Annotated in this window: 21 protein-coding genes; 4 read left to right on the top strand and 17 right to left on the bottom strand. The window is 60.4% G+C overall.

Translation table 11 applies throughout. From position 1 onward, the window contains the following. Window positions 1–43: 43 nt before the first annotated feature. The 6 genes from C1X29_RS00140 to C1X29_RS00165 are packed head-to-tail and all read right to left on the bottom strand — an operon-like array spanning window position 44 to window position 5659. A complete protein-coding gene (locus C1X29_RS00140; RefSeq protein ID WP_085747722.1) occupies window positions 44–445 on the bottom strand; it encodes a type IV pilin protein in 402 nt (133 codons plus the stop codon). Between the two features lie 15 nt (window positions 446–460). Continuing rightward, window positions 461–3553, bottom strand: a complete 3093-nt coding sequence (locus C1X29_RS00145) for a pilus assembly protein (RefSeq protein ID WP_085747721.1) — start codon at window positions 3551–3553, stop codon at window positions 461–463. Continuing rightward, complete coding sequence (locus C1X29_RS00150) at window positions 3540–4019, bottom strand: PilX N-terminal domain-containing pilus assembly protein (RefSeq protein ID WP_085747720.1); 480 nt, start codon at window positions 4017–4019, stop codon at window positions 3540–3542. Before C1X29_RS00150 ends, C1X29_RS00145 begins: the two co-directional genes overlap by 14 nt. Before the next feature lie 10 nt (window positions 4020–4029). Beyond that, on the bottom strand, window positions 4030–4743 hold the full coding sequence (locus C1X29_RS00155) for a PilW family protein (protein WP_102686314.1): 714 nt from the start codon (window positions 4741–4743) through the stop codon (window positions 4030–4032). Then, window positions 4740–5189 (bottom strand): type IV pilus modification protein PilV, encoded by a 450-nt coding sequence (gene pilV, locus C1X29_RS00160; RefSeq protein ID WP_007959555.1) that lies wholly within the window; start codon window positions 5187–5189, stop codon window positions 4740–4742. The genes C1X29_RS00155 and pilV overlap by 4 nt, the downstream gene beginning before the upstream one ends. Beyond that, the gene (locus C1X29_RS00165; RefSeq protein WP_102686315.1) at window positions 5186–5659 is read right to left on the bottom strand and encodes a GspH/FimT family pseudopilin; all 474 of its coding nucleotides are present in this window, start codon (window positions 5657–5659) and stop codon (window positions 5186–5188) included. Before C1X29_RS00165 ends, pilV begins: the two co-directional genes overlap by 4 nt. A 127-nt stretch (window positions 5660–5786) precedes the next feature. On the opposite strand from C1X29_RS00165, the gene C1X29_RS00170 reads away from it, so the two are divergent. Beyond that, window positions 5787–6341, top strand: coding sequence for a GspH/FimT family protein (locus C1X29_RS00170; protein WP_102686316.1), 555 nt, complete (start codon window positions 5787–5789; stop codon window positions 6339–6341). On the opposite strand, the gene ispH is transcribed toward C1X29_RS00170, so the two are convergent. From ispH to murJ, 6 genes are all read right to left on the bottom strand, one after another. Beyond that, on the bottom strand, window positions 6313–7257 hold the full coding sequence (gene ispH, locus C1X29_RS00175; RefSeq protein ID WP_038361699.1) for a 4-hydroxy-3-methylbut-2-enyl diphosphate reductase: 945 nt from the start codon (window positions 7255–7257) through the stop codon (window positions 6313–6315). The genes C1X29_RS00170 and ispH overlap by 29 nt on opposite strands. A gap of 75 nt (window positions 7258–7332) precedes the next feature. Beyond that, complete coding sequence (fkpB, locus tag C1X29_RS00180; protein ID WP_173892710.1) at window positions 7333–7770, bottom strand: FKBP-type peptidyl-prolyl cis-trans isomerase; 438 nt, start codon at window positions 7768–7770, stop codon at window positions 7333–7335. A 7-nt stretch (window positions 7771–7777) separates the two neighbouring features. Continuing rightward, complete coding sequence (gene lspA, locus C1X29_RS00185; protein ID WP_074691487.1) at window positions 7778–8290, bottom strand: signal peptidase II; 513 nt, start codon at window positions 8288–8290, stop codon at window positions 7778–7780. Further along, window positions 8283–11114, bottom strand: coding sequence for an isoleucine--tRNA ligase (gene ileS / locus C1X29_RS00190; RefSeq protein ID WP_102686317.1), 2832 nt, complete (start codon window positions 11112–11114; stop codon window positions 8283–8285). The genes lspA and ileS overlap by 8 nt, the downstream gene beginning before the upstream one ends. A 13-nt stretch (window positions 11115–11127) precedes the next feature. Further along, window positions 11128–12066: a bifunctional riboflavin kinase/FAD synthetase gene (ribF, locus tag C1X29_RS00195; RefSeq protein WP_173896973.1), complete on the bottom strand. Its 939-nt coding sequence runs from the start codon at window positions 12064–12066 to the stop codon at window positions 11128–11130. Between the two features lie 129 nt (window positions 12067–12195). Beyond that, the gene (murJ, locus tag C1X29_RS00200) at window positions 12196–13734 is read right to left on the bottom strand and encodes a murein biosynthesis integral membrane protein MurJ (protein ID WP_102716616.1); all 1539 of its coding nucleotides are present in this window, start codon (window positions 13732–13734) and stop codon (window positions 12196–12198) included. Between the two features lie 252 nt (window positions 13735–13986). Here murJ and rpsT point away from each other — a divergent pair, with 252 nt between their 5' ends. Continuing rightward, window positions 13987–14259 (top strand): 30S ribosomal protein S20, encoded by a 273-nt coding sequence (gene rpsT / locus C1X29_RS00210; RefSeq protein ID WP_003228351.1) that lies wholly within the window; start codon window positions 13987–13989, stop codon window positions 14257–14259. 125 nt (window positions 14260–14384) lie between these two features. Here the strand turns inward: rpsT and C1X29_RS00215 are convergent, their stop codons facing one another. The 5 genes from C1X29_RS00215 to rplU all read right to left on the bottom strand — a co-directional run bounded on the left by C1X29_RS00215 (window position 14385) and on the right by rplU (window position 18134). Next, window positions 14385–14849 (bottom strand): CreA family protein, encoded by a 465-nt coding sequence (locus tag C1X29_RS00215; RefSeq protein WP_085747711.1) that lies wholly within the window; start codon window positions 14847–14849, stop codon window positions 14385–14387. A 10-nt stretch (window positions 14850–14859) separates the two neighbouring features. Further along, window positions 14860–15978, bottom strand: coding sequence for a glutamate 5-kinase (gene proB / locus C1X29_RS00220; protein WP_045121906.1), 1119 nt, complete (start codon window positions 15976–15978; stop codon window positions 14860–14862). Between the two features lie 134 nt (window positions 15979–16112). Beyond that, window positions 16113–17336 carry an Obg family GTPase CgtA gene (gene cgtA, locus C1X29_RS00225; RefSeq protein WP_102686320.1) on the bottom strand — a complete coding sequence of 408 codons (1224 nt, stop codon included), beginning with the start codon at window positions 17334–17336 and terminating at the stop codon, window positions 16113–16115. A 193-nt stretch (window positions 17337–17529) separates the two neighbouring features. Beyond that, on the bottom strand, window positions 17530–17787 hold the full coding sequence (gene rpmA / locus C1X29_RS00230; protein ID WP_003228360.1) for a 50S ribosomal protein L27: 258 nt from the start codon (window positions 17785–17787) through the stop codon (window positions 17530–17532). A gap of 35 nt (window positions 17788–17822) precedes the next feature. Beyond that, window positions 17823–18134, bottom strand: a complete 312-nt coding sequence (gene rplU / locus C1X29_RS00235) for a 50S ribosomal protein L21 (RefSeq protein ID WP_003228361.1) — start codon at window positions 18132–18134, stop codon at window positions 17823–17825. Between the two features lie 241 nt (window positions 18135–18375). Here rplU and C1X29_RS00240 point away from each other — a divergent pair, with 241 nt between their 5' ends. Together C1X29_RS00240 and C1X29_RS00245 are read left to right on the top strand one after the other, a co-directional pair. Then, the gene (locus tag C1X29_RS00240; protein ID WP_007950962.1) at window positions 18376–19344 is read left to right on the top strand and encodes a polyprenyl synthetase family protein; all 969 of its coding nucleotides are present in this window, start codon (window positions 18376–18378) and stop codon (window positions 19342–19344) included. A 124-nt stretch (window positions 19345–19468) separates the two neighbouring features. After that, window positions 19469–19810, top strand: coding sequence for a zinc ribbon domain-containing protein YjdM (locus tag C1X29_RS00245; protein ID WP_007950963.1), 342 nt, complete (start codon window positions 19469–19471; stop codon window positions 19808–19810). Window positions 19811–19907 lie beyond the last annotated feature (97 nt).

Below are 19907 nucleotides of genomic sequence, written 5' to 3' on the forward strand. Positions count from 1 at the left end.
TAAAAAAGACAGTGGGCGCAAATGGCGCCCGAAATAAAGCGGCTCAGCGGCCCCAGCAATCCTTGGTGGTCAGCCCGGTGGTCGCGTTGTTCATGCTTCTGACACCGGTGTTGGTGAGGGTGAAATCCCCGCACTTGTCAGTGGCCATGGCCGTGCCGGTCTTGCGGGTCGCAGTCAGCAGGAAGGCCTGATCGGTGATCGTCGGCGTGATGGTGTAGAAATCGTTGCCAGTGCTCAACCCGGTGACACCGGTGTAGACGTTGTTCTTCGAATAGAAGCGTTCGAGGATCTGTGCCTGTTCCGACAAATTGCTGACCACGTCGGCACGGCGGCCCTTCTTCACGTATTCGGTGAGGCTCGGATAGCCGATGGTGATGACGATACCTATGATCGCAATCACGATCATGATTTCGATCAGGGTGAAACCTCGGTTGGATCTGCGCATGCCTCGAACTCTCGCTTACTGAATTTGGCGCCACATGATACGACGGCTGCCGCCGCCGGATTTTTCCACCAGGGTGGTGATACCGCCACTGGAATCGTTCACGACCTTGCGTGATGCACCGTTGACGATGGCGTTCAGGGTCGGGATACCGCCGGTGAACACCACGCCGCTGGAAATCGTATCGTTGCTGTCGACCACGCCATCAGCGTTGGTGTCGAGCACCGCGTAGTTGAGCATCTTACCGCTGAACGCATCGAGTTCGATCAGTTTGCCGGTACCGAAACTGGAACACGGGTCGGTGGTATCGACACTGGCCGTGGTGAACACGATGCGTCCCAGCACCAGACTGGCCTGGTTGATCACCCGTTCGCCGGTCAACGCGTTGTTGTACACCAGCGGCAGGTACCAGCCCTTCTCCGCTGGATAGGTCGTGTCGTTCTGGCTGGTGGTGACGAACTGCCCGGTACTGCCGGAGAACACCCCGGTAATCGCCTGCGCCTGCAAACTGCTGACTGTGATCTGGCCCGACCCGCCATCGGCGTCCCACACCGAATAGAACGCCTGCAAATCCTTGTTGGTCTTGTCGGCAGTTTCGTTGAATTTGCCGGTGCCGACGAAAATCTGTTTGCCGCCCAGAGCATTGTCCGCCAGCAACGGTTGCGCGGTGATCGGCTGAGTCGCCCCACCAGCCGTGGTGAACAACGGCCTGCCGGAAAACGCTACGCCCCAGCTGTCGGACGACGTGGCGCTCAGGTCGAATTTCCACAACCGCCCCTTCAAGTCACCGCCATATGCGGCCTGTACCACGTTCTGCGAATTGACCCGCAGCTTCACCGAGGACAAACCGTTGGTGGTTTCCGTACTGTCGATGACGATTTTCCTGATCAGCGAGCCGTCACGCACATCCAGCACATACAGCGCCGCCACCCCGGAGTTGCTGCCGTAACCGTTGGCAATGAACGCCGCCCAGCGACCATCGGCCAAGCGTGCCACCTCCGGACGGGCATAGGCGTAACCCAGATCATTGAAAGCGTTGGAAGTACTGGCGGTGGCGGGCGCGCTGACTTCCCACAAGGCGCGGATAACGTTGCCCGCCGAGGCGTCGAACAGCTGAAGCCCGTAGAAACTCTTGCCACCGGCCCCCGTCCCGCCGATGGCCAGGGTTTTCCAGGCTGTGCCGAATTGCGCGTCGAACACACCGATCTGACCATCCACCAGAAACTTGTGGCTGACGCCGTTGACGTAGTTCGGATCGGCAATAAGGCGCAGCGAGGGCAATACGCTGGACGGCATGTAGGCATAGCGCCGGGTACCGTTGGCCGAGTTGATGACGCTGACAAAACCGTCGTTGGCGTTCACCACCAGGCTGGCATTCATGTTCGAAGCCTTGGTGGTCAGGTAGGTGCTGTAGGTGGTGTCACCGGCCAGATCGGAAGCGGTTTTTTCCGTGGGCGAAGCCAATACGAGCGGCGAGTTGATGATGTCCCCGAGCAATACGCTGCGCACTTTGAGCCCGGCCTTGTTGGTGCCCTTGCTCCATTCGACCAGGTCGATGCCGCTGATGCCGACCGGTAAACCCTGGCTGAGAACGGTCTGCTGGGCCGGGGAGAAGTTGCCGTAGGCCAGCGTCACCGCCGCGTTGTTCAGGGTGTTCCACGACTGGTAGGTCGGCGCGGTAGCGCCGGGCACGATGGCGGTGTCGGTGGTCCACAGCACCGCCGACGTATTGACCGCCCCGGCCGAGTTGAAGCCAAAGGACTTGATCGTGCCGCGCCAGTCCTTGGGGTCATAACTGGTCTGGAAATAACTGGTGCCGCTCGCCAGCGTGGTGCCACTGGCGACACCGCTGCCGCCAGAGCCGGCCTTGGAGGTGATGTCGCTCAACGCCGAAGACAGCGCGGCATTCAGGCCGGCGCTGTCGGTCGCCTGGTAGTAGCGGCCCTGTCCGTAATCGGCGGCGTCCGAGAGCATGTCGTTGGAAGCGGTAAAACCCACGGTGTAGGTGTTCATGTTCTGCCTGGGAAAATCCACCGCATTCCAGCTCTTGCCTGCCGCGTCGGTACCGGTAGAACGCATGTCGATATCGAAGGCGAACTTGGCGATATCGTCCAGATACAGCGTATCGCCCTCCCCGTCCCCGTTCAGGTTGTTCCCGTCATTGTTGATGCCGTCCCAGTTCGGCAAGCGGCTGCCACCCAGTGGATCATTGCTCGGAAAGGTGCGGTCGTAGGTCGGCAAACCGTCGGTAATGACCACCCCGTAGTTTTTCTGGCAGCGGTACTGGATCGGGCTGGTGTAAGTGCTCGGCGTGCTGTTGTAGTACGGCGCCATCCCGCGCATGTAGCGGGTGATTTCGTAGTAGGTCTCGGCCAGCGGCGTGTTGGCCACCGCGCTCAGGCCGTTGATCGACGAAATCAGTGCGTTGTAGTTGGTGTCGGCCTGGGCCTGGGTCACGCTGCCGCTGACCGGTGACAGGTCGCTGATGGAGCGGGCAATGAAACCACCGTTGCCAGGGTTATTGCTGGTGGCCGGGTTGAAGGTGGCCAGACCCATGCGCAGGTTGCGGTTGCTGGTGACCAGTGCGGTGGAAACGTTGCGCGCCACGTTGATCCGGTAGTCGTTGGGAATCGCGCCGGTGGTGAAGTCGCGCGTGCCGTTGTTGATCGCCAGCCCGACCACATAGGAAATGTAATCCGCCGAATAGCGAGTGTTGCCGCTGCCCACCGGATCCGGCAGCTTCAGGCAGAGCGGCGTCAGGCTGTTGTTGTAGAACGCATAGGCACCGCCGGAGCAGCCGGAGGTTGGCAGGCTCGACAGAAAGATCGTATCGCCGGTAATGGCAGTTGAGCTCAGGCACAGGCCGATGACCGCGTTGCACTGGCGGGCCGCCGTGCGATCCACGGTCGGATCAAAACCCGTCGCATAAATGATGCTGTTCATGCTGCCCGAGTCGTCGATCATCAACATCACGTTCGGTGGCACGGCCGCCGCGCTCAACAGCGGCGAATCGGACGGCGTGAAAGCAAACGCCGGTGCAGCCAGATAAAGCCCGGTCAGCATGCCGAGCAGCAGCGACAGCCACTTGAAGCGTCGCTCAGTACTTCGCATAAACACTCTCCACCACACTGCGCGAAGTACCGGCGATGCCGACGGCCGTGACCCTGTACAAAGTCGCCGAGGTGTTGCTCGGCACATTCACCGCCGTCAGGGTCGTGCCGATGTTCTGCACTCCGTAAAACCCGCTGCCAGCGGCGATCCAGGTCACGCCCGACGTGGAGTTGAGCCCCGCTGCGCTGACCACCGAGGATTCCGCCGGCGGCGCACATTGAGTGGTGCTGGCGCACACCGCCAGCGCGTAGCCGTCCAGTTGCACCGCACTTTCACCGATACGCAGTGCCGCCTCGGCAGTCTGGAACGATTGATTGCGCAGGCTCACGCTGCCAGCCATTTTTTCCTGCAGGTTGGCGCTCTGCATCGATGACAGGCCGATCACCGTCAGGAGCAGCAGAAACACCAGACTGACCAGCAACACCATGCCGCCCTGGGACCGTCGCCGATGGAGAGAAACGTTCATCGCTCGCCCCTCACTGCAAGCGGTTGCGCAAGGCGGCAACCACGTTGAAGGTTTGATTGCGGACCCGGTTATTCGGGTCAGTGAGGGTCAGGCTCAGGCGCACGCTGCGGATCCGCGCCGGATCACCCGGGTTGGCGCTGTAGGTGGACGCCGCCACGTCGGTCGCGGAACTCGCAAGACCAAACATCACCGTGAACGCGCTGACGTTGTTCACCAGCACCTGCTGGGCCGGGTTACCGCTGCCGGTGCCCATCAGAATCTGGTTGTTGCTGAAGCTGTAGACCAGCCGACGGATCGGAAATGCGATCTGGCCCGTCGCCGCCGCCCGCGCGCCGGTATAAGCGGTGGCGCTGTTGCGGCAATCGGAGACCACGGTCCAGGTCGGTGTCCCGCCCGCACTGCCGACATCGGCGGTAACCAGGGTCAGCTTGAGGTTGGCGTTGTCCCAGCTGATCGGCGTGATCTGCGCCGTATTGAAATCCCCCGCCGAGCTGGAATCGGTAATCGTGCCCAGGCAGCCGAACATACCCACCATGCGCAGTTCCTGAATCATCTTGCTCAACACGAACCGCGCGTCTTCCTGCATGGCGGCGGCACTGTTCTGGCTGACGTAGGTGTTCTTCGCCGCCAGGAAAATCTGCACCACGCCGAGCACCACGATCAGCCCCAGCGCCAGGGCGACCAGCATTTCGATCAGGCCGAAGCCCAGGTTTTGGCGCTTCATGGCGTGGCCACCGGATCGACTGCGGCGCGGCTGGTCAGGACAAAACTGCGGGGCGCACTGCTCGTATTGGCGGCGCGCGCGTCACTCCAGGTGATGGTGATGGTGTACACGCGCTGATTGAGGGTGATGCTGCCGGTGGCGGTCGGTCCACCAAAATTGACGATATTGGTGGTGAAGTCGTAGAGATCCTGATCCCGGGCGACACTCAAGTTGCCCGTGGTCGGCGGCGTGACGGTGTAGTCGGCGCCCGAATTGGCACGGATCCGATCCATCATGTCGTAGGCGATGAAACTCGCCTGGCTGGTCATCCGCGAGCTGTCGGTGTACTTCAGTGCATTGAGCTGAACTGCCGCCGCGCCCAACAACCCGACCGTCAGAATCAACAACGCGACCAGCACTTCAATCAGCGTCATGCCCTCCTGTGCGTGCTTGCTCCCTGCCCTCATCCGCAATTTCCACCCAATTGAATTCGTCCGTTCAGACACACGTTCAGCGTCCTGCTTTGCGTTCCCAGCACATAACTGATGGCCACCGCCGTGGACGGTGCCGCCAGCCCGCCCAGGTTGTTGAAATCCAGCGCGGTCACTCCAGAGGGTAGCGTCAGAGTCGCGCCGCTGCTCATCGCTGGAACAACCCGCAATACATTGGCCGGAGTGCCAGTACTGTCGTAGACCGACAACTCGCCGGTCCAGACACTGCCGCCGGCGCTCGGCCGCAAGCGGGTGGTGACGCCCCGGTTGATCGCCTCGAGCCTTGCGTAATTGAGGGCCCGTTGCAGGTCGCCGACTTCGGTGTCGGCCTTGCTACCCTGCACCGAACGGGTGAATGCCGGCACCGCCATCGTGATCAGGATCACAAACACCGCGAGCGCCACCAACAGCTCGATCAGCGTGAAACCTTTTGTACGATGATCCATCGATGCCCTCCGTTGCCGTCGGCTATACCTGTACAAACCTAGAACATTCGACCGGCATGCGCCGGTTGATTTACCGCGTGCGGCGCACGGATTGCGCCGCCGTGCACAATCCAGGGAGGAGGCGCACATGCCGCAACAGGGTTTCAGTCTGGTCGAACTGCTTATGGGACTGGCGATCGGCGCAATTGTTCTGTCGCTGGTCAGTCCGGCGCTGGCGGACTTCACCGAATCAAACCGGCGGCAGCAGGCCGCGCAGTCTTTGCTCGACGGGATTCGCAATGCCCGGACCATGGCCATCACGCGCAATCAGAGCGTGGTGATTCATGGCATCAACGGTGATTGGGGTCAGGGCTGGCGGATCATTCTGGATATCAGCGGAAAGGGTCCGGTAGATGCCGGTAATCCATTGCTGATCGAGCAGGCGAGTGACGGACGGATACCGATTGTCGGCAACTGGCTGGTGAGCCGCTACATACGCTTCAGCAGCCTGGGCCAGCCGCTGGTGCCGGACCGGAAGTTTCAGGCGGGGACGTTACATCTATGCTCGGCTCGCGAGCCGGTCAGCCAGCTCCAGGTGGTGCTGGCGGCGACCGGTCGCGTACGCCTGACCAGCCAAAAGACTGAACAGGCGTTATGCCGAAAGGATAAAGCGATCAGATCGAGCGAACGCGCAGCTCTTTAGGCATCGAGAACGTGATGTTCTCCTCACGCCCGGCCAGTTCGTCGGCGCCGGTGGCGCCCCAGGCCTGCAACTGCTGAATCACGCCACGCACCAGTACTTCCGGAGCGGAGGCGCCGGCGGTGATGCCGATACGCTCGACACCGTCGAACCAGCTTTTTTGCAGGTCTTCGGCGCCATCGATCAGGTAGGCCGGCGTGGCCATGCGCTCGGCCAGTTCACGCAGGCGGTTGGAGTTGGAGCTGTTCGGGCTGCCGACCACCAACACCACGTCGCATTCGTCCGCCAATTGCTTGACCGCGTCCTGACGGTTTTGTGTGGCGTAGCAGATATCGTCCTTGCGCGGCCCGCCAATGGCCGGGAAACGCGTACGCAGCGCATCGATGACACGGCTGGTGTCATCCATGGACAACGTGGTCTGGGTGACGAAGGCGAGTTTTTCAGGGTTGTGCACCTGCAACTCGGCGACATCCTTCTCGTCTTCGACGAGGTAGATCGCGCCGCCATTGCTGGCGTCGTACTGGCCCATGGTGCCTTCGACTTCCGGGTGACCGGCGTGGCCGATCAGGATGCACTCGCGACCGTCGCGGCTGTATTTGGCGACTTCGATGTGCACCTTGGTCACCAGCGGGCAGGTGGCGTCGAACACTTTCAGGCCACGGCCGGCGGCTTCGGTACGCACAGCCTGTGAGACGCCGTGGGCACTGAAGATCACGATCACGTCGTCCGGTACCTGATCGAGCTCTTCGACGAAGATCGCGCCACGACTGCGCAGGTCTTCGACCACGAACTTGTTGTGCACCACTTCGTGACGCACATAGATCGGCGGCCCGAAGACCTCCAGGGCGCGGTTGACGATTTCGATCGCCCGGTCCACGCCGGCGCAGAAACCACGGGGGTTGGCGAGTTTGATTTGCATGCGGTGCCTCGTGTCTTGCGCGCGAAAGATTGGATCATTACAGGAGCCGGTCAGCCGGCTCCTGCAGAACAGCAATTACAGCGCTTTGACGGAGAAGATTTCCACGTCAAAGGTCAGCGTCTTGCCGGCCAGCGGATGGTTGAAGTCGACGGTCACTTGCGCGTCGTCGAACTCTTTCACCACACCCGGCAGCTCAGTATTGGCCGCATCGTTGAAGATCACCAGCAGACCCGGCGACAGTTCCATGTCCGCGAACTGCGAACGCGGAATGATCTGTACGTTTTGCGGGTTTGGCTGGCCGAATGCGTTTTCCGGTTCAATGGTCAGGGTACGCTTGTCGCCGGCCTTGAAGCCGAACAACGCCGCCTCGAAGCCCGGCAGCAGGTTGCCGTCGCCGACCTTGAAGGTCGCCGGGGCTTTGTCGAAGGTGCTGTCGACTGTGTCGCCGTTCTCCAGGCGCAATGCAAAGTGCAAGGTGACTTCCGTGTTCTGGCCGATGCGTTGCTCAGCCAATACCTGTTCAGTCATGAACGGTTTCTCCGGATTTCTTGGTTTTGAACATGTCCAGTGCCAGCATCACCGCGCCAACGGTGATGGCGCTGTCGGCGAAGTTGAACGCCGGGAAGTACCAGCGGTTCTGCCAGTGCACCAGAATGAAGTCGATCACATGGCCCAGGGCAATGCGGTCATAAAGGTTGCCCAGTGCGCCGCCCAGAACCAGCGCCAGCGCAATGGCCAGCCAGGTTTCGTTGCGGCCCAGGCGCTTGAGCCAGACCACCAGCACCGCACTGACCGCAATCGCGATCAGGGCGAACAGCCAGCGCTGCCAGCCAGAGCTGTCCGCGAGGAAGCTGAAGGCAGCGCCGGTGTTGTAGGCCAGTGTCCAGCTGAAGTAATCAGGGATGATCACAATCTGCTGAAACATCTCGAGCTTGCCTTCGAAGTAGAACTTGCTGGCCTGGTCAATGACCAGAACCAGCAAGCTCAACCAGAGCCAGCTCAGCCGTCCGAAACGGCCAACGGCATTAGGCATAGTGACGAACCTCGCCGGCGCCATCGATGTTGTCCACGCAACGGCCGCAGATTTCCGGATGCTCCGGGTTCACGCCAACGTCTTCGCGGCAGTGCCAGCAACGGGCACATTTCGGGAAGGCGGACTTGACGATCTTCAGCTTCAGGCCGCTGACTTCGGTGGCCACAGCGTCGGCCGGAGCCTGCACGAACGGCGCAACAGTGGCAGTCGAAGTGATCAGGACAAAGCGCAGCTCGTTGCTCAGCTTGGCCAGGTCGGCGGTCAGCGCGTCTTCGGCGAACAGCGTCACTTCGGCTTGCAGGTTGCCACCGACGGCCTTGGCTGCGCGCTGGATTTCCATTTCCTTGTTGACCGCCACCTTCACTTCCATGATGCGATCCCAGTACTCGCGACCCAGCTCGAAGCCTTCCGGCAACTCGGTCAGGCCTTCGTACCAGGTGTTGAGCATCACCGATTCGTTGCGCTCGCCCGGCAGGTATTGCCACAGCTCGTCGGCGGTGAACGCCAGGATCGGCGCGATCCAGCGCACCAGCGCTTCGGAGATGTGGAACAGCGCGGTCTGGCACGAACGACGGGCCTTGCTGTTGGCGCCGGTGGTGTACTGGCGGTCCTTGATGATGTCCAGATAGAAACCACCCAGCTCCTGCACGCAGAAGTTGTGGATCTTCGAGTAGACGTTCCAGAAACGGTATTCGCCGTAGTGCTCTTGCAACTCGCGTTGCAGCAGCAGGGTACGATCCACCGCCCAGCGATCCAGCGCCAGCATGTCTTCGGCCGGCAGCAGGTCGGTGGCCGGGTTGAAACCGGTCAGGTTGGAAAGCAGGAAGCGCGCGGTGTTACGGATACGACGGTAGGCGTCCGCGCTGCGCTGCAGGATCTGCTCGGACACGGCCATTTCGCCGGAGTAGTCGGTCGACGCGACCCACAGACGCATGATGTCGGCGCCCAGGGTGTCGTTGACTTTCTGCGGCGCGATCACGTTGCCCAGGGACTTGGACATCTTGCGGCCGGACTCGTCCACGGTGAAGCCGTGGGTCAGCAGCTCGCGGTACGGCGCGTGGTTGTCGATGGCGCAACCGGTCAGCAAGGACGAATGGAACCAGCCACGGTGCTGGTCCGAACCTTCCAGGTACAGGTCGGCACGCGGACCGGTCTCGTGCCCCATCGGGTGCGAACCGCGCAGGACGTGCCAGTGCGTGGTGCCCGAGTCGAACCAGACGTCGAGGGTGTCGCTGATCTTGTCGTACTGCGGCGCTTCATCGCCCAGCAGTTCGGCAGCGTCGAGTTTGAACCAGGCTTCGATGCCTTCGACTTCAACGCGCTTGGCGACTTCTTCCATCAGCTCGACGGTGCGTGGGTGCAGTTCACCGCTTTCCTTGTTCAGGAAGAACGGGATCGGCACGCCCCAGTTGCGCTGACGGGAGATGCACCAGTCCGGACGGTTGGCGATCATCGAGTGCAGGCGCGCCTGGCCCCAGGCCGGGACGAACTTGGTGTCTTCGATGGCTTTGAGCGAGCGCACGCGCAGGGTGTCGCCGGATACCGGCTCCTTGTCCATGCCGATGAACCACTGCGCGGTGGCGCGGTAGATCAGCGGGGTCTTGTGGCGCCAGCAGTGCATGTAGCTGTGTTCGATGACGGTGGTGTGCAGCAGCGCACCAACTTCGGTGAGTTTTTCAACGATGGCCGGGTTGGCCTTCCAGATGAACTGGCCGCCGAAGAACTCCAGCGACGGCACGTAAACGCCATTGCTCTGTACCGGGTTGAGGATGTCGTCGTTGACCATGCCGTATTTCTTGCAGGTCACGAAGTCGTCAACGCCGTAGGCCGGTGCGGAGTGAACCACGCCGGTGCCGGCGCCCAGTTCCACGTAGTCGGCCAGGTACACCGGCGACAGACGGTCATAGAACGGGTGACGGAAATTGATCAGTTCCAGCGCCGAACCCGGTGCGGTGGCCAATACGGTGCCTTCGACGCCGTAACGGGTCAGGCAGGATTCGACCAGCTCTTCAGCCAGCACCAGCAGCTTGTCGCCGATGTCGACCAGGGCGTAGGTGAATTCCGGGTGAACGTTGAGCGCCTGGTTCGCCGGGATGGTCCACGGGGTGGTGGTCCAGATCACGATCGAGGCCGGTTTGCCCAGGGACGGCAGACCGAATGCGGCGGCCAGTTTGGCCTCGTCAGCGATCGGGAACGCTACGTCGATGGTCGAGGACTTCTTGTTCTCGTACTCGACTTCCGCTTCGGCCAGGGCCGAACCGCAATCGAAGCACCAGTTCACAGGTTTCAAGCCCTTGAACACGAAACCGCCCTTGACGATTTCGGCGAGGGCGCGGATTTCACCGGCCTCGTTCTTGAAGTTCATGGTCTTGTACGGATTGGCGAAGTCGCCCAGCACGCCGAGGCGGATGAATTCGGACTTCTGCCCTTCGATCTGCTCGGTGGCGTAGGCACGGCACAGTTCGCGGGTCTTGTCCGCGCCCAGGTTCTTGCCGTGGGTCACTTCAACCTTGTGCTCGATCGGCAGGCCGTGGCAATCCCAGCCCGGGACATACGGCGCGTCGAAGCCCGACAGGGTCTTCGAGCGGATGATCATGTCCTTGAGAATCTTGTTCAGTGCGTGACCGATGTGGATCGTACCGTTGGCGTACGGAGGGCCGTCGTGCAGGACGAACTTTGGACGATCCTTGCCAATCTCGCGCAACTTTCCGTACAGGCCAATACTGTCCCAGCGCTGCAGGATCTGCGGTTCGCGCTGTGGCAGGCCGGCCTTCATTGGGAAGGCGGTGTCCGGAAGGTTTAGCGTGGCTTTATAGTCGGTCATTTAAGGCTCTTCATTAGCGATGGGCGCTAGGTGCGGCTAGTGCACGGGCGGCGGCGACATCCGCGCTGATCGCCGTTTTCAATGCCTCCAGGGAGGCGAAACGCTGCTCTTCACGCAGCTTCTGGTGGAAAACCACCGTCAAACGCCGGTCATACAGATCGCCGGCAAAATCTAAAAGATGGACTTCAAGGTGGGCCTTGCCATCACCTTGGACCGTGGGCCGAACGCCGATATTGGCGACGCCGGGCCAGGTCTTGCCGTCGATGTCGACGTCGACCAGGTAAACCCCGGTGAACGGCACGCGACGGCGTTTCAGTTGAATATTCGCCGTGGGCGTACCCAGTTGACGGGCCAGTTTCTGGCCATGCAGCACGCGACCGGCAATCCGGTATCGGCGACCGAGCAAACGTTCGGCGAGCGCGAAATCGGCGGCGGCCAACGCGTTGCGCACCTGGGTGCTGCTGACACGAATGCCGTCCAGCTCGACGGTTTGCGCGGCTTCCACGGTAAAACCGTGAACCTGCCCGGCCTGCAACAGGAAATCAAAATCACCGAGACGGTCGCAACCGAAGCGGAAATCGTCACCGACCTCCAGATGCTGCACGCCGAGGCCATCGACCAGGATGGTATCGACGAACTCGCTGGCGCTGAGTTTGCTCAGGCGCTGGTTGAAGGCCAGGCACAAGACCCGGTCGAGGCCTTCGGCGGCCAGCAGTTGCAGCTTGTCGCGCAACCGGGCCAGACGCGCCGGCGCGGTCTCCGGGGCAAAGAATTCCCGTGGCTGCGGCTCGAAAATCACCACGCAGCTGGGTACGCCCAACTCGAGCGCACGCTCACGCAGTCGGGCCAGAATAGCCTGGTGACCACGGTGAACACCGTCAAAGTTGCCAATAGTGGCGACGCAGCCCCGATGCTGGGGGCGCAGATTGTGGAGGCCTCGAACCAGCTGCATAACGCGCTTCTTGCTCATAAAGTGGCCGATTATAACCACACCCGACGGCCGACGACAGGCAACACCGTAACCCAAAGTGATCGAGCCGACAAAACTGCCGGCTCGCGCCCGTCTTTCAAGGGTGAAACCTCAGTTCAACGCCTTGCGATTGAAGTCGCGCAGGCGGAAACCAAGCAGCAGCAACATACCGAAATAAGCGACCACGCCGGCAACCACCAACGCGCCCAGGCGCAGGAAGCGCTCCAACATGTGGCCCTGATCCCAAGCGGGCATGAAATGCATGCCGATCAACAGCACCGCCGACATCACCGCCACCGCAACCACAAGCTTGAAACCGAACTTCAACCAGCCCCGCTGCGGTTGATACATCTGCTGTTTGCGCAATTGATAGAACAGCAGCCCGGCATTCAGGCAGGCACCGGCGCTGATCGCCAACGCCAGACCGGCATGGGCCAGCGGACCGATCAGCACCAGGTTGAACAGTTGAGTAACCACCAGGGTGAAGATTGCGATTTTTACCGGCGTACGGATGTTTTGTTGCGCATAAAAGCCCGGCGCCAGCACTTTGATCACGATAATCCCGAGCAGACCGACAGAATAGGCAATCAGCGCCCGCTGCGTCATTTCCGCGTCAAAACCGCTGAACTGGCCGTACTGGAACAGCGAAACCGTCAACGGCTCGGCCAGAATCCCCAGCGCCAGCGCACACGGCAGCACCAGCACGAAGCACAGGCGCAGGCCCCAGTCGAGAATCCGCGAATATTCGTGGCGATCCTTGCTGGCGTAGGTCTTGGCCAAGGTCGGCAGCAGAATCGTGCCCAACGCCACACCCAGCACACCGGACGGCAGTTCCATCAAACGGTCGGCGTAATACATCCACGACACCGAACCCGCCACCAGGAACGAGGCGAAAATGGTGTTGATGATCAGGGAAATCTGGCTGACCGAGACGCCGATGATCGCCGGCAGCATCTGTTTCATCACCCGCCAGACGCCGGTATCACGCAGATTCAGGCGCGGCAGCACCAGCATGCCGATCTTTTTCAGGTGCGGCAGTTGATAGAGCAACTGCGCCAGACCACCAACCAGCACTGCCCAGCCGAGGGCCATGACCGGTGGATCGAAGTACGGCGTCAGGAACAGCGAAAACACGATCATGCTGACGTTGAGCAGGGTCGGCACGAATGCCGGCACCGAGAAACGGTTCCAGGTATTGAGGATCGCACCCGCCAGTGAAGACAGGGAGATCAGCAATATATAGGGGAAGGTCACTCGCAGCAGGTCGGAGGTCAGCTGGAATTTTTCCGGCGTATCGGTGAAACCCGGCGCCGTGGCCCAGATCACCCAGGGCGCGGCGATCATGCCGAGCGCGGTGACCAGCGCCAGCACTAGCGTCAGCAGGCCGGAAACGTATGCAATAAAGGTGCGAGTTGCCTCTTCGCCCTTCTGGTTTTTATATTCGGCCAGGATCGGCACAAAAGCCTGGGAAAACGCCCCCTCGGCAAAAATCCTGCGCAGCAGATTGGGCAGTTTGAAGGCGATGAAGAAGGCGTCGGTCGCCATTCCGGCGCCGAAGGTACGGGCGATGAGCGTGTCGCGAACAAACCCGAGAATCCGGGAAAGCATCGTGATAGAGCTGACGGCGGCCAACGATTTGAGCAGATTCATTGAAGGAATGTGTGCCTGTCGATAAACAGCAGGCGAATAACGCGCCCACTTGTGCGATACTCCGCGCCGCAACAGCACAGAGCCAAAGCTCGCGAGTTTACAGGTCAAGCGCCGGAAATAAATATCCCGCCTCTTTATACCTACCACTTAGCGGAACGTCTCAAGCGCCCTTGACAAGACATCTCTTCATCGGCATGATTCGCGGCCTATTTTGTTTGCTATTTCCTAAAAAGTCTTTCGAGGAGCTCGACGGTGGCCAACTCACCTTCCGCCAAAAAACGTGCAAAACAGGCTGAGAAGCGTCGCAGCCACAACGCCAGCCTGCGTTCCATGGTTCGTACCTACATCAAGAATGTAGTTAAAGCCATCGACGCAAAAGACGCTGAAAAAGCTCAAGCTGCATACGTTCTGGCTGTGCCAGTTATCGACCGTATGGCCGATAAAGGCATCATCCACAAGAACAAGGCTGCTCGTCATAAGAGCCGCCTGAATGGCCACGTCAAGGCACTGAAAGAAGCTGCCTAAGCGACGTAGTCATTAAAAAACCGACCTCAGGGTCGGTTTTTTATTGCCTGCGATTTGCTCTGACCTCAGCAAATCACAGGCAAAAAAAAGAGGAGCCAACCGACTCCTCTTTTTTTTACGCGCGATTAACGAGCCGACGCCCACGGCAAAATCGGGATCGCCGTCACCGCATTCTGCGGGCTACCCTCGATCAGACGATCGCTGTAGACCAGATACACCAGCGTATTGCGCTTCTTGTCGAGGAATCGCACCACTTGCATGGTCTTGAACACCAGCGAAGTGCGCTCCTTGAACACCTCTTCGCCATCCTTCAACTCACCCTTGAAGTTGATCGGCCCGACCTGACGACAAGCAATGGACGCCTCGGCACGATCCTCTGCCAGACCCAACCCACCCTTCACACCACCCGTCTTGGCGCGCGACAGGTAGCAAGTCACACCTTCAACCTTCGGATCATCGAATGCCTCGACCACGATCCGGTCGTTGGGCCCGACAAATTTGAACACCGTCGACACCTGACCGATTTCCTCGGCCGAGGCCAGCAATGGCAGCGCCATCAACAAGCCCAACAATCCTTTTGCCATGCGCATCGCGTTTTCCTTACACCAGAATCAGGTTGTCACGGTGAACCAGTTCCGGCTCAGCCATGTAACCCAGTAAACCGACAATCGCATCAGACGACTGACCGATGATTTTTTGCGCTTCCAGCGCGCTGTAGTTGGCCAGGCCACGGGCGATCTCACGACCGTCCGGTGCCACGCAAACCACCATTTCGCCGCGACGAAAACTGCCCTGAACCAGTTTGACACCAACCGGCAGCAAGCTTTTGTTACCCTGGGACAACGCGGAAACCGCACCATCATCCAACACCAGCGTGCCACGGGTTTGCAGATGTCCGGCCAGCCACTGCTTGCGCGCCGCGAGCATACCGCGCTCAGGCGACAGCAACGTACCAATGCGCTCACCCGCCTTCAGACGATCAAGCACGCGCTCCAGACGCCCACCAACAATGATGGTATGCGCGCCGGAACGTGCCGCCAGCCGCGCCGCGCGCAGCTTGGTCTGCATGCCGCCACGACCCAATGCACCACCAGTACCGCCCGCCACCGCATCCAGCGTCGGATCATCGGCGCGCGCTTCGTAAATCAGTTGGGCGTCAGGGTTATTGCGCGGATCGGCGTCGAACATGCCGTCGCGATCCGTCAGGATCACCAGCAGATCGGCCTCGACCAGGTTGGCCACCAGCGCCGCGAGCGTATCGTTGTCGCCGAAACGGATTTCGTCGGTGACCACGGTGTCATTTTCATTGATCACCGGGATGACTTTCAGCTCGACCAGCGCGCGCAAGGTGCTGCGGGCATTCAGGTAGCGCTTGCGGTCGGACAGGTCGTCATGGGTCAGCAGAATCTGCGCAGTGTGCCGACCGTGCTCGGCAAAGCTCGATTCCCAGGCCTGCACCAAGCCCATCTGGCCGATTGCGGCAGCGGCCTGGAGCTCGTGCATCGCGCTGGGTCGAGCGGTCCAGCCCAAGCGACTCATGCCCGCCGCCACTGCCCCGGAGGACACCAGCACCAGCTCGACGCCGGCCTCGTGCAAAGCCACCATCTGCTCGACCCAGACACCCATTGCCGCGCGATCCAGCCCTTTGCCATCCGCCGTCAGCAAAGCGCTGCCGATCTTCACGACCCAACGCTGCGCACCTGTCACCTTGCTCCGCATCATCTTCAACCTTAGCTTGAGGGCAACGCGACCCAGCGCTGCCCGTGACGTTATTCGTGGTTATTCGTGACCAACCGATTTCCAGATACTAAAACGCCGCTCGATTGAGCGGCGCTTAAGTTTACTGCAACGAATCAGTCACGCACGTAAATGATTTCCGGACCGTCTTCGTCATCCACATCTTCTTCGTCCCAGTCATCGTCGCCGATGTCGTGGACCGACTTCACGCCGCTGCGACGCAGGGCACGCTTGTCGTCCAGCGCCTGCAACTGAGCACGGGCTTCGTCTTCGATGCGCTGATCGAGATCGGCCAGTTCTTCCTTGTAGGCCGGGTCATTGGCCAGGCGATCGGCACGATCCTCCAGGTAGCGCATGATGTCGCGCGTCAGGCGCTCGGTACCTTCTTTGGCGATGGCCGAGATCACATAGACCGGACCTTCCCACTGCAGACGCTCGACCACTTCCTTGACCCGCTCCTCGTGCTCTTCTTCGAGGATCTGGTCGCACTTGTTCAGCACCAGCCAGCGATCACGCTCGGCCAGCGACGGGCTGAACTTGATCAACTCGTTGACGATCACTTCAGCGGCGTCCGGCGCACTGCTGTCGTCCAGCGGCGCCATATCCACGAGGTGCAGCAACAGACGGGTACGCGCCAGGTGCTTGAGGAAACGAATGCCCAGACCGGCACCGTCGGAAGCGCCTTCGATCAGACCCGGAATGTCAGCAATGACGAAACTTTTCCAGCGGTCGACGCTGACCACACCCAGGTTCGGCACCAGTGTGGTGAACGGGTAATCGGCGACTTTCGGCTTGGCAGCCGATACCGAGCGGATAAAGGTACTTTTACCGGCGTTCGGCAGGCCCAGCAGGCCAACGTCGGCCAGAACCTTCATTTCCAGTTTCAGGTCGCGCTGCTCACCCGGCTTACCCGGGGTGGTCTGGCGCGGCGCACGGTTGGTACTGGATTTGAAACGGGTATTACCCAGACCGTGCCAGCCACCCTGAACCACCATCAGCTTCTGACCAGCCTTGGTCAGGTCGCCAATGACTTCCTGGGTAGCAGAGTCGATCACGGTGGTGCCGACCGGCACGCGCAGGATCAGGTCTTCACCCTTCTTGCCGGTGCAGTCGGTGCTGCCGCCGTTGGAGCCACGCTCGGCATCGAAGTGCCGGGTGTACCGGTAGTCCACCAAGGTGTTCAGGTTTTCGTCGGCCATCATGTAGATGGAACCGCCGTCACCGCCATCACCACCGTTCGGACCGCCGTTTTCAATGAATTTTTCCCGACGGAAACTCATGCAGCCATTGCCGCCGTCGCCAGCCTTTACGCGGATCGATACTTCATCAACAAACTTCATAACCAACGCCTCTCGCCGTACGGACGAGCCGAAAAACAATCAAGACATAAGACTCTTGCAAAAATGAGCGCAGCGACCCCAATCCACGACCTGCATCGCACGCCGGCAGCCCATACAAACAGCTTTGCAAGAGACTCACCCCACAAACGAAAAAGCCCCGTCGCAAGACAGGGCTTCTCCAGCACTCTCGCAGTTAGGCTGCGACAACGCTCACGTAACGACGACCGAAGGCGCCTTTTACTTCAAACTTGATCACGCCTTCGATTTTCGCGAAGAGGGTGTGATCCTTACCCATGCCAACGCCGTAGCCAGCGTGGAATTGGGTGCCGCGCTGACGCACGATGATGTTGCCGGCCTTGATGACCTGGCCGCCATACATCTTCACGCCAAGGCGTTTGGCTTCTGAGTCGCGACCGTTACGGGTACTACCACCAGCTTTTTTGTGTGCCATGAGTTCAATTCTCCTAGTGAGGAATTAGGCTGTAATTAAGCCTGAATACCGGTGATTTTGATCTCGGTGAACCACTGGCGGTGGCCCATACGCTTCATGTGGTGCTTACGGCGACGGAACTTGATGATGCGGACTTTATCGTGACGACCTTGGGAGATCACTTCAGCCTTGACGGTTGCGCCAGCAACAACAGGTGCGCCGATGTTCACGTCGTCGCCATTGGCGACCAACAGAACGCGGTCAAAAGTCACGGATTCGCCAGTAGCGACTTCCAGTTTTTCGATCTTCAGGTATTCACCTTCAGCGACCTTGTATTGCTTACCGCCGGTAACGATTACTGCGTACATGGTATTTCTCCGATAATCCTGCTCACCCAGCTCTTTATAAGAAGAGGTATTGGCTGGCATGGCTGCATGGGGCTGGAACGGCCCAAGTGCAATTGCGTAAGGCAGGTGCTGCCCAGGAAGTTCAGGGTGCGCGATTGTACGCAAGCCTTCGAAGTCGTGCAAGGGGCCGTCCATCGCGCCTTGACAGGCCCGGACGTGGGTCCTAGCATGCCGCGCAACCCTTCTGGAGCACCTGTCGCTGATGCAACCCCAAGCTTTCTACCGCGCGGTGGCGGACGATTTTAGCGCCGTCGACGGCATCATCAAGAAGCAGCTGACTTCCCGAGTGCCGCTGGTATCGAAAATCGGCGATTACATCACGTCGGCCGGCGGCAAACGCCTGCGTCCTTTACTGGTGCTGCTGTGTGGCAAGGCCCTGGGTCGCGAAGGCGACGACATGCGCCTGCTGGCCGCCACCATCGAATTCCTGCACACCGCCACCCTGCTGCATGACGACGTGGTCGACATGTCCGGCATGCGCCGTGGCCGTTCGACCGCCAACGCCATGTGGGGCAACGCCCCGAGCGTACTGGTCGGCGACTTCCTGTACTCGCGCTCGTTCGAGATGATGGTCGAACTGGGCTCGATGCCGGTAATGAAGATCCTGTCCCAGGCCACGCGCATCATCGCCGAAGGCGAAGTGCTGCAGCTGTCCAAGGTTCGCGACGCCAGCACCACCGAAGAAACCTACATGGAAGTGATCCGCGGCAAGACCGCGATGCTGTTCGAGGCTTCGACCCACAGCGCCGCTGCGCTGGCCGGTGCCACCGCCGAGCAGAGCGAGGCCCTGCGCACCTTCGGTGACCACCTGGGCGTGGCGTTCCAACTGGTCGACGACCTGCTCGACTACAAAGGCGACGCCGAAACCCTGGGCAAGAACGTCGGTGACGATCTGGCCGAAGGCAAGCCGACCCTGCCGCTGATCTATACCATGCGCGAAGGCACGCCAGAACAAGCCGCACTGGTACGCCAGGCGATCCAGAAAGGCGGGATCGAAGACCTGGAAAGCATCCGCATTGCCGTGGAAGCGTCCGGTTCGCTGGAATACACCGCGCAACTGGCCCGTGACTACGTGGCCCGTGCGATCAAATGCCTCGACGCACTGCCAGCCAGCGAATACCGCGATGCACTGGTTGAGCTGAGCGAGTTCGCGGTCGCCCGCACGCACTGATCAACGCCGCATCATAAAAAACCGCAGCCTCCGTTGGAGCCTGCGGTTTTTTGTTGCCTGCCATCAGCGGCTAAAACCCTATACAATGTGCGACTTTTAGCGATCCCCTCTCCAAGGAGCCTTAGTGAGCACGTTGCCACCCTGCCCGAAATGCAATTCCGAATACACCTATGAAGACGGCACCCAACTGGTGTGCCCGGAGTGCGCCCACGAGTGGTCTGCCGGCGGTGAAGCCGAAGTGGCATCCGACGATGCCGTGAAAAAAGATTCGGTCGGTAACGTCCTGCAGGACGGCGACACCATCACCGTGATCAAGGACCTGAAGGTCAAGGGCACCTCGCTGGTGGTCAAGGTCGGCACCAAGGTCAAGAACATCCGCCTGTGCGATGGCGACCACGACATCGACTGCAAGATCGACGGCATCGGCCCGATGAAACTCAAATCCGAATTCGTCAGAAAAGTCTGATTCTGCTGTCTTCCATCCCGCGCCCGCCGTGGGATGGAGCTTCGCCCTCCCCCGCAATCCCCATCAAATCCTCGCGATAGCCAAACGCCAGCCGTTT

The organism is Pseudomonas sp. GW456-12-10-14-LB2, assembly GCF_002884345.1.
Classification (GTDB): domain Bacteria; phylum Pseudomonadota; class Gammaproteobacteria; order Pseudomonadales; family Pseudomonadaceae; genus Aquipseudomonas; species Aquipseudomonas paraglycinae.